General features: G+C 72.8%; 20 protein-coding genes and 1 pseudogene. 7 read left to right on the top strand and 14 right to left on the bottom strand.

The window, feature by feature from the left end; all coding sequences use genetic code 11:
• Positions 1 to 11: 11 nt before the first annotated feature.
• On the bottom strand, positions 12 to 1,598 hold the full coding sequence (locus AFM16_RS20330; RefSeq protein WP_078634185.1) for a protein kinase domain-containing protein: 1,587 nt from the start codon (positions 1,596 to 1,598) through the stop codon (positions 12 to 14).
• A gap of 364 nt (positions 1,599 to 1,962) precedes the next feature.
• Between AFM16_RS20330 and AFM16_RS20325 the strand changes: the two genes are divergently transcribed.
• Positions 1,963 to 3,606, top strand: a complete 1,644-nt coding sequence (locus AFM16_RS20325; protein WP_078634184.1) for a Stk1 family PASTA domain-containing Ser/Thr kinase — start codon at positions 1,963 to 1,965, stop codon at positions 3,604 to 3,606.
• A gap of 86 nt (positions 3,607 to 3,692) precedes the next feature.
• On the opposite strand, the gene AFM16_RS20320 is transcribed toward AFM16_RS20325, so the two are convergent.
• A complete protein-coding gene (locus AFM16_RS20320; RefSeq protein WP_030781549.1) occupies positions 3,693 to 4,238 on the bottom strand; it encodes a bacterial proteasome activator family protein in 546 nt (181 codons plus the stop codon).
• 186 nt (positions 4,239 to 4,424) lie between these two features.
• Between AFM16_RS20320 and AFM16_RS20315 the strand changes: the two genes are divergently transcribed.
• Positions 4,425 to 5,009 carry a hypothetical protein gene (locus AFM16_RS20315; protein WP_245177747.1) on the top strand — a complete coding sequence of 195 codons (585 nt, stop codon included), beginning with the start codon at positions 4,425 to 4,427 and terminating at the stop codon, positions 5,007 to 5,009.
• An 89-nt stretch (positions 5,010 to 5,098) separates the two neighbouring features.
• On the opposite strand, the gene AFM16_RS20310 is transcribed toward AFM16_RS20315, so the two are convergent.
• Complete coding sequence (locus tag AFM16_RS20310; RefSeq protein WP_078634182.1) at positions 5,099 to 6,079, bottom strand: NAD(P)H-quinone oxidoreductase; 981 nt, start codon at positions 6,077 to 6,079, stop codon at positions 5,099 to 5,101.
• A 165-nt stretch (positions 6,080 to 6,244) separates the two neighbouring features.
• On the opposite strand from AFM16_RS20310, the gene AFM16_RS20305 reads away from it, so the two are divergent.
• The gene (locus AFM16_RS20305; protein ID WP_078634181.1) at positions 6,245 to 7,270 is read left to right on the top strand and encodes an ATP-binding cassette domain-containing protein; all 1,026 of its coding nucleotides are present in this window, start codon (positions 6,245 to 6,247) and stop codon (positions 7,268 to 7,270) included.
• A complete protein-coding gene (locus AFM16_RS20300) occupies positions 7,267 to 8,118 on the top strand; it encodes an ABC transporter permease (RefSeq protein ID WP_030781542.1) in 852 nt (283 codons plus the stop codon). Before AFM16_RS20305 ends, AFM16_RS20300 begins: the two co-directional genes overlap by 4 nt.
• A gap of 38 nt (positions 8,119 to 8,156) precedes the next feature.
• Here AFM16_RS20300 and AFM16_RS20295 read toward each other — a convergent pair.
• A pseudogene (locus AFM16_RS20295) lies at positions 8,157 to 8,846 on the bottom strand (potassium channel family protein); the annotation flags it as partial.
• 101 nt (positions 8,847 to 8,947) lie between these two features.
• Between AFM16_RS20295 and AFM16_RS20290 the strand changes: the two are divergent.
• Positions 8,948 to 10,066 carry a potassium channel family protein gene (locus AFM16_RS20290; RefSeq protein ID WP_030781538.1) on the top strand — a complete coding sequence of 373 codons (1,119 nt, stop codon included), beginning with the start codon at positions 8,948 to 8,950 and terminating at the stop codon, positions 10,064 to 10,066.
• 64 nt (positions 10,067 to 10,130) lie between these two features.
• On the opposite strand, the gene AFM16_RS20285 is transcribed toward AFM16_RS20290, so the two are convergent.
• From AFM16_RS20285 to pdhA, 5 genes are all read right to left on the bottom strand, one after another.
• A complete protein-coding gene (locus AFM16_RS20285) occupies positions 10,131 to 11,528 on the bottom strand; it encodes a molybdopterin molybdotransferase MoeA (RefSeq protein WP_078634179.1) in 1,398 nt (465 codons plus the stop codon).
• On the bottom strand, positions 11,525 to 12,466 hold the full coding sequence (locus AFM16_RS20280) for an NTP transferase domain-containing protein (RefSeq protein ID WP_078634178.1): 942 nt from the start codon (positions 12,464 to 12,466) through the stop codon (positions 11,525 to 11,527). The genes AFM16_RS20285 and AFM16_RS20280 overlap by 4 nt, the downstream gene beginning before the upstream one ends.
• Positions 12,467 to 12,532: 66 nt before the next feature.
• On the bottom strand, positions 12,533 to 13,870 hold the full coding sequence (locus AFM16_RS20275) for a dihydrolipoamide acetyltransferase family protein (protein WP_078634177.1): 1,338 nt from the start codon (positions 13,868 to 13,870) through the stop codon (positions 12,533 to 12,535).
• Entirely contained in the window at positions 13,870 to 14,874 is a 1,005-nt protein-coding gene (locus AFM16_RS20270; RefSeq protein ID WP_078634176.1) for an alpha-ketoacid dehydrogenase subunit beta, read from the bottom strand. Before AFM16_RS20270 ends, AFM16_RS20275 begins: the two co-directional genes overlap by 1 nt.
• Positions 14,871 to 16,013 carry a pyruvate dehydrogenase (acetyl-transferring) E1 component subunit alpha gene (gene pdhA / locus AFM16_RS20265; RefSeq protein WP_078634175.1) on the bottom strand — a complete coding sequence of 381 codons (1,143 nt, stop codon included), beginning with the start codon at positions 16,011 to 16,013 and terminating at the stop codon, positions 14,871 to 14,873. Before pdhA ends, AFM16_RS20270 begins: the two co-directional genes overlap by 4 nt.
• 172 nt (positions 16,014 to 16,185) lie before the next feature.
• Here pdhA and AFM16_RS20260 point away from each other — a divergent pair, with 172 nt between their 5' ends.
• The gene (locus tag AFM16_RS20260) at positions 16,186 to 16,701 is read left to right on the top strand and encodes an Lrp/AsnC family transcriptional regulator (protein WP_370628053.1); all 516 of its coding nucleotides are present in this window, start codon (positions 16,186 to 16,188) and stop codon (positions 16,699 to 16,701) included.
• A 14-nt stretch (positions 16,702 to 16,715) separates the two neighbouring features.
• On the opposite strand, the gene AFM16_RS20255 is transcribed toward AFM16_RS20260, so the two are convergent.
• The gene (locus AFM16_RS20255; RefSeq protein ID WP_078634174.1) at positions 16,716 to 17,306 is read right to left on the bottom strand and encodes a TetR/AcrR family transcriptional regulator; all 591 of its coding nucleotides are present in this window, start codon (positions 17,304 to 17,306) and stop codon (positions 16,716 to 16,718) included.
• A complete protein-coding gene (locus AFM16_RS20250; RefSeq protein ID WP_030781515.1) occupies positions 17,303 to 18,817 on the bottom strand; it encodes a 3-hydroxyacyl-CoA dehydrogenase in 1,515 nt (504 codons plus the stop codon). The genes AFM16_RS20255 and AFM16_RS20250 overlap by 4 nt, the downstream gene beginning before the upstream one ends.
• A gap of 159 nt (positions 18,818 to 18,976) precedes the next feature.
• Here AFM16_RS20250 and paaN point away from each other — a divergent pair, with 159 nt between their 5' ends.
• The gene (gene paaN, locus AFM16_RS20245; RefSeq protein ID WP_078634173.1) at positions 18,977 to 20,671 is read left to right on the top strand and encodes a phenylacetic acid degradation protein PaaN; all 1,695 of its coding nucleotides are present in this window, start codon (positions 18,977 to 18,979) and stop codon (positions 20,669 to 20,671) included.
• An 18-nt stretch (positions 20,672 to 20,689) separates the two neighbouring features.
• Here paaN and AFM16_RS20240 read toward each other — a convergent pair whose 3' ends face one another.
• From AFM16_RS20240 to AFM16_RS20230, 3 genes are read right to left on the bottom strand one after another with little or no spacing between them, the layout of a single operon-like run.
• Positions 20,690 to 21,448, bottom strand: coding sequence for a TrmH family RNA methyltransferase (locus AFM16_RS20240; RefSeq protein WP_078634172.1), 759 nt, complete (start codon positions 21,446 to 21,448; stop codon positions 20,690 to 20,692).
• On the bottom strand, positions 21,445 to 22,668 hold the full coding sequence (locus AFM16_RS20235) for an HTTM domain-containing protein (RefSeq protein WP_078634171.1): 1,224 nt from the start codon (positions 22,666 to 22,668) through the stop codon (positions 21,445 to 21,447). Before AFM16_RS20235 ends, AFM16_RS20240 begins: the two co-directional genes overlap by 4 nt.
• The gene (locus AFM16_RS20230) at positions 22,665 to 23,456 is read right to left on the bottom strand and encodes a DUF5819 family protein (protein ID WP_078634170.1); all 792 of its coding nucleotides are present in this window, start codon (positions 23,454 to 23,456) and stop codon (positions 22,665 to 22,667) included. Before AFM16_RS20230 ends, AFM16_RS20235 begins: the two co-directional genes overlap by 4 nt.
• Positions 23,457 to 23,575: the final 119 nt, after the last annotated feature.

Raw genomic sequence — 23,575 nt, 5'->3', positions numbered from 1 at the left:
ACCATGAATGGTCAGGGATTGGTGAGCGGTCCCGCGATCCCGCCGGTCTCGGAACCGCTGTTCCCGCCGCTCTCCGTGTCACCGCTCCCGCCGTCGGTCGGAGGGGGCGACTGCGGGTCCGGGGACTCCTGGGACGGCTCCGGATTCGTCGGCTCCTCCGTCGGCTCGTTCGTGGTCGGCTGGGACGGCGTGTACGAGGGGGAGTAGGACGGCGTGTACGACGGCGAGTAGTTCTGGCCCGGGTCCGAGCCCGTGCCGCCGTCCGAGGTGTCGTCGGAGGTGTCCTCCGTGGCCTCGTCGGACGGCGACTCGCTGGCCCCGTCGTCGCTCGCGGACTGCGAGGTCGTCGGCGACGGCGTGGTGTCGGCGTCGCCGTTGCCCGTGGTCTTGGTGTTCAGCGCGAGCGCGACGCCCGCCGCGACGGCGATCACCGCGAGCACGGCGAGGATCCACAGCTTGCCGCGGCCGCTGCCCTTGTTGCCGTGGCCCTCGAAACCGCCGTCGTCGCCGCCCCCGTAGCCCATGGGCAGGATCGGCTGCGGGATCTGCGAGGTGCTGGAGCCGTCGTGATGCGGCATCGCCGTGGTGCTCGCGAAGCCGCCGGCGGCCCCGCGGCCGTCGTGCACGGTGACGGGACCGGTGTTCCAGGTGCCGGTGTGGCCGCCCTGGTCGTAGAGCATCTGGAGCGCGTACTGGACGAGGCCGCGCATCTCCTCGGCCGTCTGGAACCGGTCGTCGGGCTCCTTGGCGAGGGAACGCATCACCAGGCCGTCGAGTTCCGGCGGGCAGGCGCCCTCCGAGGTCTGCGACGGCGGCATCGGGATGTCCTGGACGTGCTGGTAGACCACCGAGAGCGGGGTCTCGCCGGTGAACGGCGGGCGCAGCGCGAGGAGTTCGTAGAGGAGGCAGCCGGTGGCGTAGAGGTCGGAGCGGTGGTCGACGGCCTTGCCGAGCGCCTGCTCCGGGGAGAGGTACTGCGGGGTGCCCATGACCATGCCGGTCTGCGTCATCGTGGTGGACGCGCCGTGCAGGGCGCGCGCGATGCCGAAGTCCATCACCTTCACGGCGCCGTTGTGCGTGATGATCACGTTCGCCGGCTTGATGTCCCGGTGCACGATGTTGTGCTGGTGCGAGTAGGCGAGCGCCTCCAGCACCCCGGAGACGATGATGAGGGCCTGCTCGGGGCCCGGCGCCTCGGCGTTGAGAAGAAGGTCGCGGATGGTGCGGCCCTCGACGATCTCCATGACGATGTACGGCACGCTCTGGCCGCCCACGAAGTCCTCGCCGGAGTCGTACACGGCGACGATGGCGTGGTGGTTGAGGCCGGCCACCGACTGGGCCTCGCGCGTGAAGCGGGCCTTGGACACCGGGTCCTCGGCGAGATCGGCGCGCAGCAGCTTGACGGCGACGGTACGGCCGAGCCGTACGTCCTCGGCGGCGAACACCTCGGCCATGCCGCCCCGGCCGAGTCTGCGGGTCAGCCGGTACCGGCCGTCCCCGACCAGTCCGCCGTTGCCCCAGTTCTCCGGCGCGTCCGACATACCGCCGCCAGTCGCCTCGGGGTCGGACGGGCCCTGGGCGCGCTGCTGCTGTGCCATCAGTCCTCGCCGTCGTTTCTGCCCGCGGTGCGCGCGGTGTTGTCACGGTCTCCGTCGGCCACGCTACAGCCTCGGCGCAAGGCGCCGGGCCGGGACGATCCCCTGACGAGCCCCACCGCCGACCGGGGGACGGATCGGTCATCAAACCGGTACCCCGGGGCGGCGTGCAAATTCTGTGTACCGCCCGTACGCCCGCTGTAACGCTTCCGCGACGCTTCTTTCTCGTAGGGTCACGGAACGGGCACCGAGCTTGACGTGTCAGGGCCCTGCGGCAGACTTGGCCGGGAATAGCACTTTCGATCAACGGCAGTCAACGGCGGCAACGACACTCAACGACGCCTGAGGCCAACGGGGGACGCAGAACATGAGCCAGGACGGCGCACAGGGCCGGTACGCGGGGCGGTCGCTCGCCGGCGGCCGCTATCAGCTCCGCGACTTGCTCGGCGAGGGCGGCATGGCCTCGGTCCACCTGGCGTACGACAGCGTGCTCGACCGCCAGGTCGCGATCAAGACACTGCACACCGAACTGGGCCGTGAGCAGGCGTTCCGCGAGCGGTTCCGCCGTGAGGCCCAGGCGGTGGCCAAGCTCACCCACACCAACATCGTCTCGGTGTTCGACACCGGCGAGGACGACCTCGGCGGTCTGACGACCCCGTACATCGTCATGGAGTACGTCGAGGGCCGCCCGCTCGGCTCCGTGCTCGACGAGGACGTACGGCAGCAGGGCGCGATGCCCGCCGACAAGGCGCTGAAGATCACCGCGGACGTGCTGGCGGCGCTGGAGATCAGCCACGAGATGGGGCTGGTCCACCGCGACATCAAGCCCGGCAACGTGATGATGACCAAGCGCGGTGTGGTCAAGGTCATGGACTTCGGCATCGCCCGCGCGATGCAGTCCGGTGTCACTTCGATGACGCAGACCGGCATGGTCGTCGGCACCCCGCAGTACCTCTCGCCCGAACAGGCCCTGGGCCGCGCGGTGGACGCCCGCTCCGACCTGTACTCGGTCGGCATCATGCTGTTCCAACTGGTCACCGGGCGGCTGCCGTTCGACGCGGACTCGCCGCTGGCGATCGCGTACGCGCATGTGCAGGAGGAGCCGGTCGCGCCGTCCTCCATCAACCGTGCGCTGCCGCCCGCGGTGGACGCGCTCGTCGCCCGCGCGCTGAAGAAGAACCCGAACGAGCGCTTCCCGACGGCCGAGGCCATGCGCGAGGAGTGCCTGCGGGTCGCGGCCTCCTTCCAGGCGGCCCCGCCGAGCATCGTCCCGGGCGTGCCCTCGCAGAGCGGATCGGGCGTCGGCTCCGCGGTGTTCCCGCCGGTCGGCCAGAGCACCCCGCCGCCGGCGAACGGCGTCCACACGCCGTACCCGCAGCCCCCGACCCCGAACCCGTACGGCACCCCGGCCCCGGCGCCCTCCTACGGCTACCCGCAGCAGGGCGGCTACCAGACGCCCACGCCGGGCTACGGCCACCAGCAGGGCCCGCACACGCCTCCCGGGTACAACCTGGGCCCGCAGCCGCCGACCTCGGTGTCCCCGGGCGGCGGCCCGCGCAAGGGCACCAAGCAGGTCGTCGTCGGTTCGGTGCTGGTCGCGGTGGTGACGGTCGGCGCGCTGATCGGCAGCCTCGCGGCCAACGGCGACGACTCCGACAACGGGGGCGGCGGCAAGGGCGGCGACACCAGCGCCTCCGCGTCGGCGACGAAGGCGGCGGGGTACCGCGGCCCGGACACGTCCAAGACGATCGAGTCGACCGAGTGCTCCGAGCCGACGGAGTCGTACAACGACCCCGACAAGATCCGGATGCCGAACTTCAAGTTCAAGTACATCGACTCGGTCAAGGAGTGCTACCAGGCCGCGGGGTGGAACGTCGACATCAAGTACATGGACGAGAACACGTACGGCGAGGGAGCGGTCATGAACCAGTTCCCGTCGGCCGGAACGGACGTGGACCCCGAGAGCATGCCGAACATCGAGCTGAGCGTGTCGACGGGCAACCCGGGCTAGACAGATCCGCACAGGCGAAAGGCCCGGCGGTCGTCCGCCGGGCCTTTCCTTGTCCTGGAGGTATGGCGTCCTGGAGGTATGGCGTCCTAGAGGTACGGTCCGCCCGAACGGCCGCCCGTGCGCGGGTCGTCGCCGCCCTCGCCGCCGACGCCCGGCGGCAGCGCGCGCCGCATCTGCTCCAACTGGGCACGCGCGGCCATCTGCTGGGCGAACAGCGTGGTCTGGATGCCGTGGAAGAGACCCTCCAGCCAGCCGACCAACTGGGCCTGCGCGATCCGCAGTTCGGCGTCGCTCGGCGTGGAGTCCTCGTTGAACGGCAGGGAGAGCCGCTCCAGCTCCTCGACCAGCTCCGGCGCCAGGCCGTCCTCCAGCTCCTTCACCGAGCTGGAGTGGATCTCCTTGAGCCGGGCCCGGCTCGCCTCGTCCAGGGGAGCCGCGCGCACCTCCTCCAGCAACTGCTTGATCATGCTGCCGATCCGCATGACCTTCGCCGGCTGCTCGACCTGCTCCGTCACCGGAATCTCACGGGAGTCCTCGTCGGCGTCGACGCCGCCGAGCGCCATGCCGTCCTGGCCGACGACCAGGATCCTCTGGGCGTTCTCCGGCGACCTATCGTTCCTCGGCATCTCCATGCCGCCATTCTCTCGCACGCGTCCACCTCATCACCGTGGTGCCCCCTGTGGAGGGTGATCCACCGTTTCCGTCCCGGCTTCCGTCCGGCTTCCGTTCGGCGCAGTCCCGGATGCGGGTGAATATCCCTGATGTGAGGCTTGTGGCGTCTTTTCTGGGCGACGGGACACCGGGAGGGGGTCACGGACGTGACTCCATGGCGGCAGGGACTGTGCGTGGTGGGGGTGATCGTCGCGGCGCCGTTCACCGGGGGCGCGTCGTGCGGAGCGGTGACACTGCCCCCGTCGGCGTCCGTGTCGGCATCGGCGTCTCCGTCCGTCTCGGCGTCCGGCAGCACCTCGCCGTCGGCCTCGCCCTCCCCCGACCGCGCCGGCAGCCGCGCGGGGGAGGGCCGGATGCGGCCGGGGCGTGAGGCCGACGAAGAACAGACGGACGAGGAGGAGGCCGCGGAGCAGGAAGAGGCGGAGGAGGAAGCCGAGGTGGAAGCCGAGGGGGAGGCGCAGGCGGAGACGGACACGGAGTCCGACCCCGACTACGACCCCGACGCCGAAGCCGACGCCGATCCGGACTCCGTCCCCGACGCCGCCGTGGCCCCCGTCGCCTCCCCGTCCGCCGAGGACGGCGGCGACGGCGGCATGCGGCAGGCCGGCACACAGGGGCAGCGGGCCGCCGAGGGGCCCGTGCTGCGGATCCTTCCGCTGGGCAGCGGGCTGGTCCTCATCGGCTCCGGCCTCGCCCTCGGCCTCGCCGGCCTGCGGCTGCGCCGCGGCTGACACCGGGCCCCGGCCTCTGCCGCCAGGGCCCTGTCCTCACAGTCCCGTCGTCGCCCGAAGGGGCCCCCGCGGGGCAGGCGGGACGGGGCCTACGGCGCGACCAGCAGCACCTTGCCCACATGGCCGCTCTCCTCCACGACCCGGTGCGCGGTGGCCGCGTCGGGCAGCGGGATCTCACGGTCGACGACGGGACGCACCCGGCCCGCGTCGATCAGCGGCCACACGTGTTCGCGTACGGCCGCGACGATCGCCGTCTTCTCGTCCCGCGGCCGGGCCCGCAGCGAGGTCGCGCTGATCGCGGCCCGCTTGCCGAGGAGGGCGCCGATGTTCAGCTCGCCCTTGATGCCGCCCTGCATGCCGATGATCGCGAGCCGCCCGTTGACGGCCAGCGCGCGGACGTTGCGGTCGAGGTAGGACGCGCCCATGTTGTCGAGGATGACGTCGGCGCCCGCGCCGTCGGTGGCCGCCTTCAGCTCGGCGACGAAGTCCTGCTCGCGGTAGTTGATCAGGATGTCCGCGCCCAGCTCGGCGCAGCGGTCCAGCTTCTCCTTGGTGCCCGCGGTGACCGCGACCCGCGCGCCGACCGCCTTGCCGAGCTGGATCGCCATGGTGCCGATGCCGCTGGACCCGCCGTGCACCAGCAGCGTCTCGCCGGGGCGCAGGTGGGCGACCATGAAGACGTTCGACCAGACCGTGCAGGTCACCTCGGGCAGCGCGGCGGCCCGGACCAGGCCGACGCCCTCGGGCACCGGCAGGAGCTGCCCCACCGGGACGGCGACCTTCTCGGCGTAGCCGCCGCCCGAGAGCAGCGCGCACACCTCGTCGCCGACGCTCCAGCCGGACACCCCGGGGCCGAGCGCGGCGATCCGGCCGGAGCATTCCAGACCGGGGTAGGGGGAGGCGCCCGGCGGCGGGTCGTAGCGGCCCTGCCGCTGGAGGATGTCGGCGCGGTTCACTGCGCCGGCCGCCACCTCGACCAGCACCTCGCCCTCGCCGGGAACGGGATCGGGGACCTCGTCCCACACCAGCGCCTCGGGTCCACCAGGTTCGGGAATCGTGATCGCATGCATGAGAGGGACGCTATCCCCCTCCCCCGGCGGCGGCGCCGACCTCCCCGGCGGGATTTCCGAGGAAAACGACGTGCGATCACCGATGAGTTCGGGCGACGGTAAAGGTCTCCCCATGCGTAGCCCATGAACGCGGAAGGGCCCGTGAACGCGGAAGGACACCTCACCATGAGCCAGCACACCGCCGGCCTGGCCATCGAGACGGCCGGTCTGGTCAAGACGTTCGGCGAGACCAGGGCGGTGGACGGCGTGGACCTCGCCGTGCCCGCCGGCACGGTCTACGGCGTCCTGGGCCCGAACGGCGCAGGGAAGACCACCACCGTGAAGATGCTCGCCACCCTGCTGCGGCCCGACGGCGGCCAGGCACAGGTCTTCGGCCACGACGTGGTGCACGAGGCCGACGAGGTGCGCGGCCGCGTCAGCCTCACCGGCCAGTACGCCTCCGTCGACGAGGACCTCACCGGCACCGAGAACCTGATCCTCCTCGCCCGGCTTCTGGGCCACGGCAAGAAGGCGGCCCGGGAGCGGTCCGCGCAGTTGCTGGCGGCCTTCGGGCTGACGGACGCGGCCGCAAAGCAGGTCAAGCACTACTCGGGCGGTATGCGGCGCCGTATCGACATCGCCGCGTCCATCCTGAGTACGCCCGATCTGCTCTTCCTGGACGAGCCGACCACCGGACTCGACCCGCGCAGCCGCAACCAGGTGTGGGACATCGTGCGGGCGGTGGTCGCGCAGGGCACCACCGTGCTGCTCACCACGCAGTATCTGGACGAGGCCGACCAGCTCGCCTCCCGGATCGCCGTGATCGACCGGGGCAAGGTGATCGCCGAGGGCACCAAGGGCGAGCTGAAGGCGTCCGTCGGCGCCGGCTCCGTCCATCTGCGGCTGCGCCGCGCCGACCAGCGCCAGGCGGCCGAACAGGTGCTGCGGCTGGCCCTGGACGCGGACGTCCAGCCGGACCCGGACCCGGTGGCGCTGACCGCGCGGCTGGGCGCGTCCGCCCAGGACACGGCGGCCGAGCAGGCCGCACGGGCGCTCGGCGAACTGGCCCGGGCCGGGGTGGTCGTCGACAACTTCTCGCTCGGCCAGCCCAGCCTGGACGAGGTGTTCCTCGCCCTCACCGGCCATGACACGAGCGCAGGCACCGGCCAGGACACCGATTCCGACTCCACGAAGGACGGGGTGGCGGCATGAGCACCGCGACGAAGACCACGGAAGCCCAGGACCTCGCCCCCGTCAGCACCGAGTCGCTGGCCGCGCTCCTGCTGACGGCCGAACGGCCCGCCCGCCCGAGCGCGCTGTCCACCTCGCTGACCTTCGGCTGGCGCGCCGTCCTCAAGATCAAGCACGTGCCGGAGCAGCTCTTCGACGTCACGGCGTTCCCGATCATGATGGTGCTGATGTACACGTACCTGTTCGGGGGCGCTCTGGCCGGCTCCCCGGAGGAGTACATCCAGTTCCTGCTGCCGGGCATCCTCGTGATGTCGGTCGTGATGATCACCATGTACACCGGTGTCTCGGTGAACACCGACATCGAGAAGGGCGTCTTCGACCGGTTCCGCTCGCTGCCCATCTGGCGGCCGTCGACGATGGTCGGCTATCTCCTCGGCGACATGCTGCGCTACACGATCGCGTCCGTCGTGATGCTCGTCGTCGGCATGATCCTCGGCTACCGGCCGGACGGCGGGTTCATGGGCGTGGTCGCCGGGATCGCCCTGCTGATCGCCTTCTCCTTCGCGTTCTCGTGGATCTGGACGATGTTCGGGCTGATGCTGCGCAGCGAGAAGTCCGTGATGGGCGTCAGCATGATGGTGATCTTCCCGCTGACGTTCCTGTCCAATGTGTTCGTCGACCCCCGCACCATGCCGGGCTGGCTCCAGGCGTTCGTCAACAACAGCCCGATCACGCATCTGTCGTCGGCGGTGCGGGGGCTGATGGCGGGCGACTGGCCGGGCACCGAGGTCGCCTGGTCGCTGGGGTGGGCCGGGGTGCTCATCCTGGTCTTCGGACCGCTGACGATGCGGCTTTACAACCGCAAGTAGCGCCGACCGGCCCCACCCGCCGCCCCCGGCCCGCCCGCTCAGGCCGGGGGCAGCGGCGGCACCCCGCGGATGGCGGGGCCCCGGGAGTTGGAGCCCTCCCCGACCCGCACGATCGTCACCAGCCGGTCGGTCGGCTCCAGCACCCCGATGGCGGGGTCGTCGTAGGCGAGGATCCGGTGGCCGCGGACGACGCTCACCACCAGGTCCTCCGTCTCGCGCGGCCCGCGCCCGGTCTCGGCCTTGGTGACGGGCCGCTCGACGAGGTCGAGGCCGTTGCCCTGCTGTATCAGGTCCTCCATGACCAGCCCGGCGGCCGGGCTGAGCACGGACACCCCGAGCAGCCGGCCCGCCGCGCCGGCGCTGGTGATGACCTCGTCGGCGCCGGACTGCTTCAGCAGCGGAGCGTTCTCCTCCTCCCGCGCCGCCGCCACGATCTTGGCGTTCGGGTTGAGCTGGCGGGCCGTCAGCGCCACCAGGACGGCCGTGTCGTCGCGCTGGGTCGCGATCACGATCCGCCCCGCACGCTGCACCTCCGCCTTGCGCAGCACATCGCTGCGGGTGGCGTCGCCGACCACGCCCTCGTACCCCTCGGCCGTCGCCGCCTCGACCATCTTGGCGCTCGGGTCGATCACGACGACCTGGTCCTTGCTCAGCCCCGAGGCACAGGCGGTCCTGATCGCGGACCGGCCTTTCGTACCGAAGCCGACAACGACGGTGTGGTCACGCAAGGGGACCTCCGGGGTACTGGGCGACACTTCTGATCGGGCACACGAGACCCGCCGGACTCCATGGTGCCCATCGACAGGAACGACACCCCAGGGGGCACGCGATGAAGGACCACGAACGACACCCTGCCAGTAGGGCCAGGCTCTCCCTCTTCCGGTCCCTCTGGTACCGCTCGCGCGTCGAGGCCCGGGACGACGCCGAGGCGGGCCGCTCCATCACGATGCCCGTCACCACGACCACCCCGCCGCTCCAGCAGGTGCTGCGCCGGCTCGCCATCGCCCTGCTGGTGCTGGCCGTCACCACACTGATCGTCTACATCGACCACGGCGGCTACAACGACAGCTCCGACGGCTCGGTCGACTTCCTCGACGCCGCCTACTACGCCACGGTCACACTCTCCACCACCGGCTACGGCGACATCACCCCCGTCAGCGACACGGCCCGGCTGATCAACATCCTCGTCATCACCCCGCTGCGCGTGGTCTTCCTGATCATCCTGGTCGGCACCACCCTCGAAGTGCTCACCGAGCGCACCCGCCAGCAGGTCCGCGTACACCGCTGGCGGACCCGCACGTACAACCACATCGTGGTCGTCGGCTACGGCACCAAGGGCCGGCACGCGATCGAGACGCTCGTGGGACAGGGCATCCCCAAGGACCAGATCGTGGTCGTGGACGCCCAGCGCAAGGTCGCCGAGCTGGCCGGCGACGCCGGTCTGGTGGCCGTCATCGGGGACGCCACCCGGTCGGACACCCTGCTGAAGGCGGAGGTCCAGCACGCCTCCCGGGTGATCGTCGCCCCGCAGCGCGACGACACGGCGGCGCTGGTCACCCTCACCGCCCGGCAGCTCAACCGGCGCGCGACCGTCGTCGTCGCCGCCCGCGAGGACGAGAACGTGCCGCTGCTCAAGCAGTCCGGCGCGGACACCGTGGTCACCAGCTCCAGCTCGGCCGGCCGGCTGCTCGGCGTCTCGATGATCAGCCCGACCGTGGCGCGCACCCTGGAGAACCTGATGACCCTCGGCAGCGGCCTGGACATCGTCGAACGCCCCGTCACCAAGGCGGAGCTGGGCCAGGCCCCGCGCGCCTGCGCCGATCTGGTGGTCGCGGTGGTCCGGGGCAAGCAGCTCCTGGACTACGCCGACCCCCGGCTCACCAAGCTCCAGCACGGCGACCGGGTGATCACGGTCAGCCGGGCGACGGCGGTCGTGGAGCCGGTGTGAGCCGGTGTGACGCCCGGAACGGCGGTGGAATGCGGCAATCGCGTGTGTTTCACGTGAAACGGTTTCACGTGAAACACGCGTCGACCCCCGCCGTGGCCCACGGCAGATCGAGGATCTCCGCCTCCTGACCCGCCCGCGCGCCGCCCGGCGGAACGACCGCGAGGGCGTCCGCCGCCGCGATGCCCCGGAGCATGGCGGGGCCGTTGTAGCGCAGCGGCACCGCATGGTCGCCCCCGAGGGCGACGGGAACGAGCCGGGTGTCGTGCGGGTGACCGTGCGCCGCGTCCCGCAGGGGCAGCGTGTAGGGCTCCGGAGCCGGACGGTCGGCCAGGGTGCGCAGCAGCGGCTCCGCGAGCGTCAGCAGCCCGGAGACGGCCGCGAGGGGGTTGCCGGGCAGCCCGACCAGGTGCCGGCCGTCCCCGATGCGGGCCAGCAGCATCGGGTGGCCGGGGCGCACCTTGACGCCGTCGACGAGCAGCTCGGCGCCGATCCGGCGCAGCGTGGGGTGGACATGGTCGACGGGGCCGGACGCGGTGCCCCCGGTGGTGACGACCAGATCGGCGGTGGACGCGGTGACGGCCCGGTGCAGGGCCTTCGCGTCGTCGCCGAGCCGGCGTACGGCGACGACCTCGGCGCCCAGCGCCCGCAGCCACGGCGGCAGCATCGGCCCGAGCGCGTCCCGGATGAGCCCGTCGTGCGGACGCCCCTCGGTGAGCAGCTCGTCGCCGAGGACCAGCACCTCGACCCGGGGACGCGGTACGGCGGCCAGGGTGTCGTAGCCCGCGGCCGCGGCGAGGCCGAGCACCGCCGGGGTCACCACCGCCCCGGCGGGCAGCAGCCGGTCCCCGCTGCGGCACTCCTGGCCCCGGGAGCGGATGTCCTGGCCGTGGCTCATGTCCCGGGTGGGGTGCAGCCGGCCCTGGTCGTCGGTGCGGCCGTGCTCGCTGCGCAGGACGGCGGTGGTGTCCGCCGGGATCCGGGCCCCGGTGGCGATCCCCACGGCCTCGCCGTCGGCGAGCGGCGCGGGGGCCGCGCTCCCGGCCAGCACCCCTTCGTCCCGGACCCGCCAGGGGCCGGGCCCCGCGACCGCCCAGCCGTCCATCGCGGAGGTGTCGAAGGAGGGCAGGTCGGTGAGGGCGGTCAGCGGGGCGGCGAGGACGAGGCCGAGGGCGTCGGCGAGGGTCACGGACACATGGGCCCGGGGGCCGCGGACGGCTCGGGCGGCGATCGTCCGGGCCTCGGGCCAGGGGGTGGCCCGGTGCCGGTGCTCGGGCGGGGCGGGGGGTGCCGCGCGGTCCGGGGTGCGGGCGGCCGGCTCCTCGGGGTGCGCGGGCTCCGGGGCGTCGCGGTCCTTCACCAGGGCCAGCACCTCCTCGACGTCGAGATCGTCGGCCTCCCGGGTGTCCCGGGTACCCCGGTCGTCGTCGGCGGCGCGGTCCTGCCGGAGCCCGCGGGCGCTCATCCGGCGTCCGGTCCCGGGGCACCGGCGCCGGAGTCCTTCTCGGACCCTTCGGCCTTCTCGGGCTTCCCGGCCTTCTCCTGCTCGGCCTCCGCCGCCCAGCGCTGGGCCAGTGCGGCGGCCTTGCGGGCGGCCTCGGCGACCGCCTCGGGGCCGCCCCCGGCCCGGGCGGCGGCGTAGCCGACCAGGAAGGTGGTCAGCGGGGCGGCGGGCCGGGCCACGCCGTGGGCGGCGTCGCGGGCCAGGTCCAGCAGGACCTTGATGTCGACGTCGAGGTCGAGGCCCAGCTCGTCCTTGGCTGCGGAGATCCATTCATCCAACACGTGGCCATGCTCCCTGATCCGTGTCCTGGCGGTGGCGATGTCGTCCCAGGTGTCGCAGTCGAAGGACGCGACGGGGTCGGGGACGCGCGTGAGATCGAGCCCGGCGGTCAGCCGGCGCAGCGGCAGACCCGTGAGGTTCCCGGCCGCGGCGGCGAGCGCCGCCAGTTCGCGGCGCAGGGCCGCCGTGCGGTACGCGGCGACGAGCGGCTGGTCGCGGCCGTCGGCGTCGGTGAGCAGCGCGCCCTCGGCCCCGCCGGAGCGCAGCGTCTCCAGCAGCCGCCGTACGGTCGGCGCCGCGAGGAAGGGCAGGTCGGCGGAGAGGACGAGGACGTCGTCGGCGCCGGTGCGGCGCAGCCCCGCGTCGAGAGCGGCGACGGGACCCGCGCCCGGCGGGTCCTCGCGGGCCCAGCGCACGGGGCGGGAGGTGGGCCGGGGGTCGGCGACCACGACGGTGGTGCGGGCGTCGGCGCAGGCGGCGAGCACCCGGTCGAGCAGGGCACGCCCGCCGACCCGCACGCCCGGCTTGTCGGCGCCGCCGAGCCGCCGCGCCCCGCCGCCTGCGAGCACGACGGCGTCGTACGGGGCGTACGGGGCGGCGGAGTGCTCGTACGAGGTCACCCCCCGAGTATGCGGGCCCCCTCGATCACAGGGAACGCGGGGACCCGTGTCACCCGGGGCGGGCGGTCACAGGGTGCGCAGCAGCACCGCCGGCTGTTCGACGCAGTCCGCCACGTACCGCAGGAAGCCGCCGGCCGTGCCGCCGTCGCAGACCCGGTGGTCGAAGGTGAGCGAGAGCTGGACGACCTGACGGACGGCCAGTTCGCCTTCGTGCACCCACGGCTTGGGGATGATCCGGCCCACGCCGAGCATGGCCGCCTCGGGGTGGTTGATGATCGGCGTGGAGCCGTCGACGCCGAACACGCCGTAGTTGTTCAGCGTGAACGTCCCGCCGGTCAGCTCGGCGGGCGTGAGGCGTCCGGCCCGGCCCGCCTCGGTGAGCCGGGCGAACTCGGAGGTGAGTCCCTCGGCGTCCCGGGCGTGCGCGTCACGGACGACGGGGACGACGAGCCCCCGGTCGGTCTGCGCCGCGAAGCCGAGGTGCACATGGTCGAACTGGACGATCTCCTTGGCCGCCACGTCGACCGCGGAGTTCAGCTCGGGGAACCGGGCCAGGGCGGCGGTGCAGATCCGGGCCAGCAGCGCGAGCAGCGAGATCTTCGGCCCCCCGGTGGCGTTCATGGCGGCGCGGGCGCGCATCAGCTCGGTGGCGTCGGCGTCCACCCAGCAGGTGGCGTCCGGGATCTCCCGGCGGCTGCGGGAGAGCTTGTCCGCGACGGCACCCCGCACGCCCTTGAGCGGCACCCTGCGGCCCTCGGTGAGGGCGGAGGACCCGGCGGTGCCGGAGAGGGTGGCCGGGGCGGCGGGCGCGGGCGCCGGTGCGGGGCGCTCCTCGGTGACGGCCGCGCGCAGGGCGTTCTCGACGTCCGCGCGCAGGATCAGGCCCTGGGGGCCGGTGCCCTGAAGCTCCTTCAGGTCCAGACCGTTCTCACGGGCGAGCCGGCGCACCAGGGGCGAGATCACGGGCACGGGGCCGTCGGAGGCGGCGGGAACGGCGGTCGGGGCGGGTGCCGTGGGTGCGGCGGGAGCGGCGGCCTTGGGGACCGCCGGTGCCGTCGGCCGGACCCGGCGCCTGCGCGCGGGTGCCTCCGAGGTGCCGTACCCCACGAGGACGTTGCCCGAGCCCTCGGACGCGCCGGGCTCGCCGCCGTCGGTGCCCGAGCCGACCGCGACCGTGATCAGCGGGGCGCCGACTGGCAGTTCGGTGCCCTCCTCGCCGAAGCGGGCGGTGACGACACCGCCGTAGGGGCAGGGCACCTCGACCATCGCCTTGGCCGTCTCGACCTCGACGACCGGCTGGTCGACGGCGACGACGTCGCCGACCTGGACCAGCCAGCGCACGATCTCCGCCTCGGTGAGCCCCTCGCCGAGGTCGGGCAGCTTGAACTCCAGGACCTGTGCCATCAGTTGCCCGCCTCCCACTGAAGCCGTGCCACGGCGTCCAGGATGCGGTCGACGCCGGGCAGGTGGTGGCGCTCCAGCATCGGCGGCGGGTAGGGGATGTCGAACCCGGCGACACGCAGCACCGGCGCCTCCAGATGGTGGAAGCAGCGCTCCGTGACGCGGGCCGCGATCTCCCCGCCCGGGCCGCCGAAGGAGCCCGATTCGTGGACGACGACCGCGCGGCCGGTCCGCCGGACCGAGGCGGCGACCGTCTCGTCGTCGAACGGCACCAGGGAGCGCAGGTCGACGACCTCCAGGTCCCAGCCCTCGGCACGGGCCGCCTCGGCGGCTTCGAGGCAGACGGGGACCGAGGGGCCGTACGTGATCAGGGTGGCGCTGCGGCCCGGGCGGCGCACCACGGCGCGGCCGATCGGGTCGACGGTCTGCGGGTCCTCGGGGTTCCAGGTGTCCTTGGACCAGTACAGGCGCTTGGGTTCGAGGAAGACCACCGGGTCGTCGGAGGCGATCGCGTCGCGCAGCAGGCCGTAGGCGTCGGCGACCGTGGCGGGGGTGACGACGTGCAGGCCCGGGGTGGCGATGTAGTACGCCTCGGAGGAGTCGCTGTGGTGCTCGACGCCGCCGATGCCGCCGCCGTAGGGGACGCGGACGGTGATCGGGAGGGGCATCCGGCCGCGGGTGCGGTTGCGCATCCGGGCGACATGGCTGATGAGCTGCTCGAACGCCGGGTAGGCGAAGGCGTCGAACTGCATCTCCACGACCGGGCGCAGACCGTACATGGCCATGCCCACGGCGGTGCCGAGGATGCCCGCCTCGGCGAGCGGGGTGTCGGTACAGCGGTCCTCGCCGAACTCCTTGGCGAGTCCGTCGGTGACCCGGAAGACGCCGCCGAGGGTGCCCACGTCCTCGCCCAGGACGTGCACGGACGGGTCGGCGGCCATCGCGTCGCGCAGGGCGCGGGTGAGGGCCTGTGCCATGGTCGCGGGCTTGAGGGCGACGGTCGTCATCGGTGGCCGCCTTCCGGTTCGGCTTCGGCGTCGAGCTCGGCGCGCAGCAGGGCACGCTGTTCGCGCAGGTGGGGGGTTTCCTCGGCGTAGACGTGGGCGAACAGGTCCGCCGGGTCGAGGGCGGGGTCCTGGTTCATCCGGGCACGCAGGTCGGCCGCCATCGTCTCGGCGGCCTCCCGCGCGGCCTCCTTGGCCTGCTCGTCGAGCAGCCCGCGCGCGGTCAGTTCGCGCTCCAGCAGCAGGATCGGGTCGTGCTCGCGCCAGGTCTCGACCTCGGACTCCCCGCGGTAGCGGGTCGCGTCGTCGGCGTTGGTGTGGGCCTCGATGCGGTAGGTGACGGCCTCCACCAGGGTGGGTCCGCCGCCCTCCCGCGCGCGCCGGACGGCCTCGGAGAGCACCTCGTGGACGGCGGCGGCGTCGTTGCCGTCGACCAGGCGGCCCGGCATGCCGTACCCGACGGCCTTGTGGGCCAGGGAGGGGGCAGCGGTCTGCTTGGCGAGCGGTACGGAGATCGCGAAGCCGTTGTTCTGGACGAAGAAGACCACCGGGGCCTGCCAGACGGCGGCGAAGTTCAGCGCCTCGTGGAAGTCGCCCTCGCTGGTGCCGCCGTCGCCGACCATGGCCAGCGCGACCACGTCGTCGCCCTTGAGGCGGGCGGCGTGGGCGAGGCCCACGGCGTGCGGGAGCTGGGTGGCCAGCGGGGTGCACAGGGGGGCCACCCGGTGCTCGTACGGGTCGTAGCCGGTGTGCCAGTCGCCGCGCAGCAGGGTGAGGGCCTCGACGGGGTCCACGCCGCGTGCGACGACGGCGAGCGTGTCGCGGTAGCTGGGGAAGAGCCAGTCGCGCTCCTCCAGGACCAGCGCGGCGGCGACCTCGCAGGCCTCCTGGCCGGTGCTGGACGGGTAGACGGCGAGTCTGCCCTGCTTGGTGAGGGCGGTGGCCTGCGCGTTGTAACGGCGGCCCAGCACCACCTGGGCGTACAGCCGCCGCAGCAGCTCGGGGTCGGTCTGCGCGGCCGCCTCGGTGCCGAGGACGCGACGGGGTTCGGCGTCCGGCAGCAGCGGCGCGGGATCCGTGCGCGGCTGCCAGGCGGGCGGCGGGGTGGGCCGGTAAGCGCCCCGCTGCTCCATGACCGTCATGACGGCACCTCCTCGGGCGATGGCTACGAGACGTGTCGCCTGTGACCCGCCTCACCTACCGATTGTTCGGTCGTCGGCACATTTTGGCTACAGGCGCCCTCAGGCTGTGGACAAACGGTTCTCCACAGCCTGAGATGGACGCAGTACGTCCATGGCGGAGAGGCGGGGGGACATGGCACCTGAACAAATGGCCGAGGACCCCATGGCCCCGGAGCCCGAGAGCGCGGCCGTGGCGCCGCCGCCGAGGCCGCTGGACGCCATCGATCAGGACATCCTCCAGATGCTCCAGACGGACGGCCGGGCCTCCATACGGTCGGTCGCCGAGCGGGTGCACGTCTCGCGCGCCAACGCCTACGCGCGCATCAACCGGCTCATCGAGGACGGCGTGATCCGCGGCTTCGGCGCCCGGGTGAACCACGAGCGGGCCGGGCAGGGCACGAGCGCGTACATCACGCTGAAGATCGTGCAGAACTCCTGGCGGACGGTGCGCGAGCAGTTGCGGCTGCTGCCCGGCGCCTCGCACATCGCCCTGGTGGGCGGCGACTTCGACGTGCTGCTGCTGGTGCACACACCGGACAACCGCGCGCTGCGCGAGGTGGTGCTCACCCGGCTCCAGGCCATCCCGGAGGTGCTCAGCACCCGCACCCTGCTGGTGTTCGAGGAGGAGGACCTGGAACCGCAGGGCTGAGGCCCCCGGGGGACTCAGTGCTGGGTGCGCAGGCCCGCGAAGACCAGCAGGGTCACCGCGTCGGCCACGTCCTTCTCGACCATGCCGCGGCCGCCGGGCCGGTACCACTCCACGATCGAGTTGATCATCCCGAAGACCAGCCGGGTGGCGAGCCGCACCTCCACGTCGCCGCGCACGTCCCCCTCGTCGGCGGCCGCCCGCAGCAGGTCGGCGACCCGGTGGTCGAAGTCGCGGCGCCGGTCCAGGGCCCACCGCTCGGTGTCGGTGTTGCCGCGCACCCGCAGCAGCAGCGTCACATAGGGCAGCTCGCCGATGAGGACCTCGACCATGCGGCGCACCACGTACTCCAGGCGCTCCACGGCCCGTCCCGTGCGCGCGGGCTCCTCGTCGAGGATCCCGAAGAGACCGTCCAGGGCGCGGCTGACCGCCCGGCGCAGCAGCTCCTCCTTGCCGGAGACATGGTGGTAGATCGACGACTTGGAGATGCCGGCCGCCCGGGAGAGGTGCTCCATGGACGTGCCGTCGTAGCCGCGCTCGTTGAACACCTGGACGGCGACGGAGAGCAGCGTCTCCGGGGTGTAGGTGTCGCGCTTGGCGGTGGTCACGAGGCGCCCTCCCGCTTCTCGGTGGCGTAGGAGTGCCGGTACAGCGCCAGGGAGGGCGCGTAGCGGCCGGACGGGTCGCGCTCGTGCAGATCGTCGAGGAGCGAGCAGGCCCAGGTGCGGCCCAGCCGGCGGCTCCATTCGAAGGGGCCCAGGGGGTAGTTCACACCGAGGCGCATCGCGGTGTCGATGTCCTCCTCGGTGGCGACGCCCTTGGCGACGGCGTCGTGCGCGAGGTCGACGATCCGGGCGACCGTGCGGGCGACGATCATGCCGGGGACGTCGCCGATGACGCTGACGTCCTTGCCGAGCGCCTGGAACAGGCCGATCGCCTCGGAGAGGGTCTGCGCGGAGGTGTCCTGGGAGGCGGAGAGGGCGATGCGGGTGGCCTTGCGGTAGTCGAAGGCGAGGTCGAAGTAGACGACGTCGCGGAACTCGACGGACGTCTGGCCGTCGGCGAGCGTCAACTGGCCGCCGCCGGGGAGCACCAGCCGGGTGCCGTGGTCCTCCTCGTCCTCGCGGACCTGGATGCCCGCCTCGCGGATCAGCGCGAGCAGTTCGGACGCGGGGCCCAGGTCGCCCTCGGCGACCACGTAGGCGGGCGCCTGGCGGGGCTCGGCGGTGTGCGGCTCGGCGGGCTCGGCGCCCTCGCGGTAGTCGTACCAGCCCTGGCCGCTCTTGCGGCCGAGGCGGCCGGACTCGACCAGGCGGCGCTGGGCCAGCGAGGGCGTGAACCGCACGTCGTGGAAGAAGGACCGCCACACCGAGTGGGTGACGGACTCGTTGACGTCCTGCCCGATCAGGTCGGTCAGCTCGAAGGCGCCCATCCGGAAGCCGCCGCACTCGCGCAGCACCGCGTCGATGGTGGCGGGGTCGGCGCCCTGCGCCTCGTAGACGGCGAACGCCTCGGCGTAGAAGGGGCGCGCGATGCGGTTGACGATGAAACCGGGGGTGTCGGCGCAGGCGACGGGGGTCTTGCCCCAGGCGCGGGCGGTCTCGTACGCGCGCGTGGCCGAGGAGACGTCGGTGGCGTACCCGGAGACGACCTCGACCAGCGGCAGCAGCGGGGCGGGGTTGAAGAAGTGCAGGCCCACGAGGCGGCCCGGGTTGCGCAGGGCGCCGCCGACGGCCGTGACGGACAGGGAGGAGGTGTTGGTGGCGAGCAGACAGTCCTCGCCGACGATGTCCTCCAGGGCGCGGAACAGGTCCTGCTTGGCGCCCAGCTCCTCCAGGACGGCCTCGACGACCAGGGCGCAGTCCGCGAGGTCGGTGAGGTCCTCGGCGGGCAGCAGCCGGGCGCGGGCCGCGTCCCGGTCGGCGGTGGTGAGACGGTTCTTCTCGACGAGCCGGTCGATCCGGGCGCCGATCGCGTCGGCGGCCTCCCGGGCCCGGCCGGGGGCGGTGTCGTACAGCCGTACGAGGTGGCCCGCGAGCAGCGCGACCTGGGCGATGCCCTGGCCCATGGTGCCGGTGCCGACGACGGCCACGGGGCCGGCGAGGTCGAGTGCTGTCATGTGCGCGATCCTCCCGCACGGGGTTTTCCACAGATGCGGCAGGCCCCCTTGTCCCGACCGATCGTTCGGTTACTCTAGCTCTGACTGGTGGTTCCTGCCCAGGTTTCCGCCTGGTCATGGGCTCGAAGAAGAGTTCTCACGACGAGGAGTTGGTCCCGCATGGCCGCCGCCGAACTGACCACGCACGATCTGATCGCCCAGCACCGGCCCACGCTCGACCAGGCCCTGGAAGCGATCCGCACGCGCGCGTACTGGTCCCCCCACCCCGAGCACCCGAAGGCGTACGGGGAGAACGGCAGCCTGGACGCGGCGGCCGGCAAGGCCGCCTTCGACGCGGTGCTGAACACCCGCGTCGACCTCGGCCAGCCCGGCACGGACGACTGGGTCGGCGGCGAGGTCTCCCCGTACGGCGTAGCGCTCGGCGTGACCTATCCGCACGCGGACGTGGACGTCCTGCTGCCCGCGATGGCGGCCGGACAGCGGGCCTGGCGGGACGCGGGCGCGGAGGTGCGCGCGGTGGTCTGTCTGGAGATCCTCAAGCGGATCAGCGACCGGACGCACGAGTTCGCGCACGCGGTCATGCACACCTCCGGTCAGGCGTTCATGATGGCGCTCCAGGCGGGCGGCCCGCACGCGCAGGACCGCGGCCTGGAGGCGGTGGCCTACGCGTACGTCGAGCAGGTCCGCACGCCCGACACCGCAGAGTGGACCAAGCCGCAGGGCAAGCGCGACCCGCTGGCCCTCACCAAGACCTTCACGGCCGTCCCGCGCGGGATCGCCCTGCTCATCGGCTGCAACACCTTCCCCACGTGGAACGGCTACCCGGGCCTGTTCGCCTCCCTCGCCACGGGCAACGCGGTCCTGGTCAAGCCCCACCCGCGCGCCGTGCTGCCGCTCGCGCTGACCGTCCAGGTCGCGCGCGAGGTGCTGGCCGAGGCCGGCTTCGACCCGAACCTGGTCGCGCTGGCCGCCGAGCGCCCCGGCGAGGGCATCGCGAAGACCCTCGCCACCCGCCCCGAGATCAAGATCATCGACTACACCGGCTCGACCGCCTTCGGCGACTGGCTGGAGGCCAACGCCCGCCAGGCGCAGGTCTACACCGAGAAGGCCGGCGTCAACACGGTCCTGGTGGAGTCGACCGCGAACTACCAGGGCATGCTCGCCAACCTGGCGTTCTCGCTGTCCCTCTACAGCGGCCAGATGTGCACCACCCCGCAGAACCTGCTGATCCCGCGCGACGGCATCCGCACCGACCAGGGCCCGAAGACCTACGACGAGGTGGTCACCGACCTCGCCCGCGCGGTGGACGGCCTGCTCGGCGACGACGCCCGCGCGAACGCGCTGCTCGGCGCGATCGTCAACCCGGACGTCAAGGCCCGCATCGAGGCCGCCGCGAGCCTCGGCGAGGTCGCGCTCGCCTCCCGCGAGGTGACCAACCCGGAGTTCCCGGACGCGGTCGTGCGCACCCCGGTGATCGTCAAGCTGGACGGCGCCAAGCCGGACGACGAGGCCGCCTACATGAACGAGTGCTTCGGCCCGGTCTCCTTCGCCGTCGCCGTCGACTCCCCGGCCGACGCCCTCGCCCTGCTGCGGCGCACGATCCGCGAGAAGGGCGCGATGACGGTCGGCGCGTACACCACCGACCCCGAGGTCGAGCGCGAGATCGAGGAGGTCTGCCTGGAGGAGGCCGCCCAGCTCTCCCTCAACCTCACCGGCGGCGTGTACGTCAACCAGACGGCCGCCTTCTCCGACTTCCACGGCTCCGGCGGCAACCCGGCAGCCAACGCGGCCCTCACCGACGGCGCCTTCGTGGCCAACCGCTTCCGGGTGGTGGAGGTACGCCGGGACGCGTGACACCTGCCTGCGGGCCGCCTACGCGGGTGCGCCTCCGGAAGCACTCCAGTGGTACAGCGTCATCGCCACGCTCGTGGCGAGGTTGTAGCTGGAGACCTGGGGGCGCATCGGGAGGGACAGGAGGTGGTCCGCGCGGGCGCGGAGGGCCGGGGAGAGGCCGCTGCGTTCCGAGCCGAAGGCGAGTACCGCGTCGTCCGGGAGTTTCACGCCCCGGAGATCGTCCCCCTCGGGGTCGAGGGCGAAGACCGGGCCCGGGGGCAGTTCGTCGACGGTCAGCCGTTCCACCGTGGTCGCGAAGTGCAGGCCCGCCCCGCCGCGTACGACGTTCGGATGCCAGGGGTCGACCGTGCCGGTGGTGACCACCCCGGTCGCGCCGAAGCCGGCGGCCAGCCGGATGACCGCGCCCGCGTTGCCGAGGTTGCGCGGGTCGTCGAGGACCACGACCGGCGCAGTGCGCGGGAGGCGGGCCAGCCGTTCGAGCTGCGCCGCGCGGGCGGGGCGTACCGCGAGCGCGGCGACCGCGGTGGGGTGCGGACGGGCCACCAGGGACGCGTACACCGCCTCCGGGACCTCCGTGAGCAGCGCGTCCAGCCGGGGCCGTACGTCGGGGGCCAGCTCGTCGGCGAGGGCGAGCGCGGCCCGCCGGTCCGTGGTGACCGCCACCGGGATCTCGGCGCCGAAGCGCACCGCGTGCTTGAGCGTGTGGAAGCCGTCGAGCAGGACGCACCCGTGCGCCGACCCACGCCAGCGCGCCAGGGTGTCGAGGGCGTCGGTCATGCCTCGAAGCCTACGTGCGTCGGCCGGGGGCTCTGCGGCGAGCGCTGTTCCGGCACGGTGGCGGCGGCACCCCGGCCGCCGTCCCGTGCGAACACCAGCACCCGCGCGCGTGCCGTCCACCGGCCCAGCCGCCGCAGGAACGGTGTCGGCAGGAACACCGCGTCCGCCGCGATCATCGCCAGCGAGAAGAACGGCAGCCCCAGGATCACGGCGATCGCCGCGTGCTCCAGCATCATCACCGCCAGCAGGACGTTCTTCACCCGCCGGTTGAACAGCGTGAACGGGAAGGCGACCTGCGCGATCACGGTCCCGTACGTCACCAGCATCACCATCGTGCCGCTGCTCGTCAGCAGATCGCCGAGGAACGGCCACGGGGAGAAGTAGTCGAGCTGGAGCGGGTAGTACGCCGCCGTGCCGTCCTGCCAGCGCGAGCCCTGGATCTTGTACCAGCCGGCGGTGGCGTAGATCAGACACGCCTCCGCCATGATCACGACGAGGGCGCCGTTGTGCAGGATGTTGCCGATCACGTCGAGCAGGATCCGCGGCTGGTCCGAGCGCGCCCACCGCCCGACGGCCCACCACACGCCGAGCGAGGCCCACACCAGCCACAGCAGCACCGGCACGGTCGGGTCGCCGTCGAGCCCGCCGGTCCCGGTCAGCGCGACCAGCGCCGCCCCCAGGACGACCCACAGCACGGGACCCACCCGGTCGGTGACCCTCTCGCCCCGCGCGCGTGCCTCGGCCGCGCGGCGCTCCCGGCGCGCGTCCAGCGACCAGACCCGGCCGCAGCGCGTGAACACGAGGTAGACGGCCATGAGGTGCAGGACGTTGTCGCCGCCGTCGCCCATGAAGACACTGCGGTTCTGGAGCGACAGCACACCCACCATGAACAGCACCGACATGGTCCGGGTCCGCCAGCCCACCAGCAGCGCCGCGCTCGCCAGCAGCGCCAGCGCGTACACGGCCTCGAACCAGACGCGGCCGTCCGACCACAGCAGCAGCGTGAACGCCCCGTTGGAGTCGACGAGCTGCCGGGCCAGGTCGAAGCCCCAGGGGCCGTCGGGGCCGTACAGCTCGCCGCGGTGGATGAACTCGCGCAGCAGGAACAGCAGCCAGGTCCCGCTGAACCCGATACGGATCATGGCGCTCTGGTACGGGCCGAGCGCCGACTCGGTGACACGGGCGATGGCCGCCGACACCGTCAGGGTGAACCGGTTCACTTCGCGTCCCCCTCGGCCTCGCCGGGCAGCACCGACCACCAGGGCAGCACCCGGAACACCGGCTGCGACGACACCTTCTCCGTGGTCCACTCCGGCGGCCGCACATTGAGGGTGCGGGAGCGGATCTGGACACGCTCGACGACCCCGTCCGCGCCGTTCGCGCCGCCGCGCTCCAGCCGCAGCACCACGATCCGGCGCAGATACGTCTCGGAGAGCGACCCGCGCTCACCGACCGCGCGGTTGTCGGAGTCATGGCTCGCGGTGAAGAAGTCCCAGGCGCGGCGCAGCTCGTTCTGCTGGGTGTGGCTCGGCACCAGATTGCCGTCGATGGCCCGGCCGTCCTGCGCGGACAGGTCGTACCAGCCGGTGGTGCGCGAGCCGCCGTCCGCGGTGCGTATCTGGGCGCGGACCTGGACGGCGATGTTCTGCTGGAGGGGATTGGGCGCGAACAGCTTCCAGTTCTGCTCGAACTCCGGGTAGATCCAGTCGTCGATCGCCTCGCCGTGCGTCTTGGTGACCGTGTTCGAGGGCGCGACGTGCAGGAACACCATGCCCAGATGGACACAGACGGCGACCGCGACGACCGCGAGCGCCAGCGCCGCGCCGATCTGGTAGCGGGGCGAGAGCGCGGCGACCCCGGTACGAGGCTCGGGGGCGGGCGCGCCGGAGGGGACGGGGGAGGCGTCCGGGACGGCCTCGGGGGCGGGCGGCGCCTGCGGCTCCCGTGCCGCCGCCTCCTCCGCCTCCGCCTCCCGAGAGACGTCCGAGCCTGAGTCGTACGCGTCCATTCCGCCCCGTTCCCCGATTCCGGTCGTCTTGCCGCCGCGTCTCGTCGTCCCGCCGCACCGCGCAATCGCGAACGGTACCCACCCTCACCCGTTCGGCGCAGCCCTCCCCCGTGCCACCG

It is taken from the genome of Streptomyces antibioticus (assembly GCF_002019855.1).
Classification (GTDB): domain Bacteria; phylum Actinomycetota; class Actinomycetes; order Streptomycetales; family Streptomycetaceae; genus Streptomyces; species Streptomyces antibioticus_B.
The sequence above is the reverse complement of the archived record's forward strand: the minus strand, read 5'-3'. Positions and strand labels throughout refer to the sequence as shown.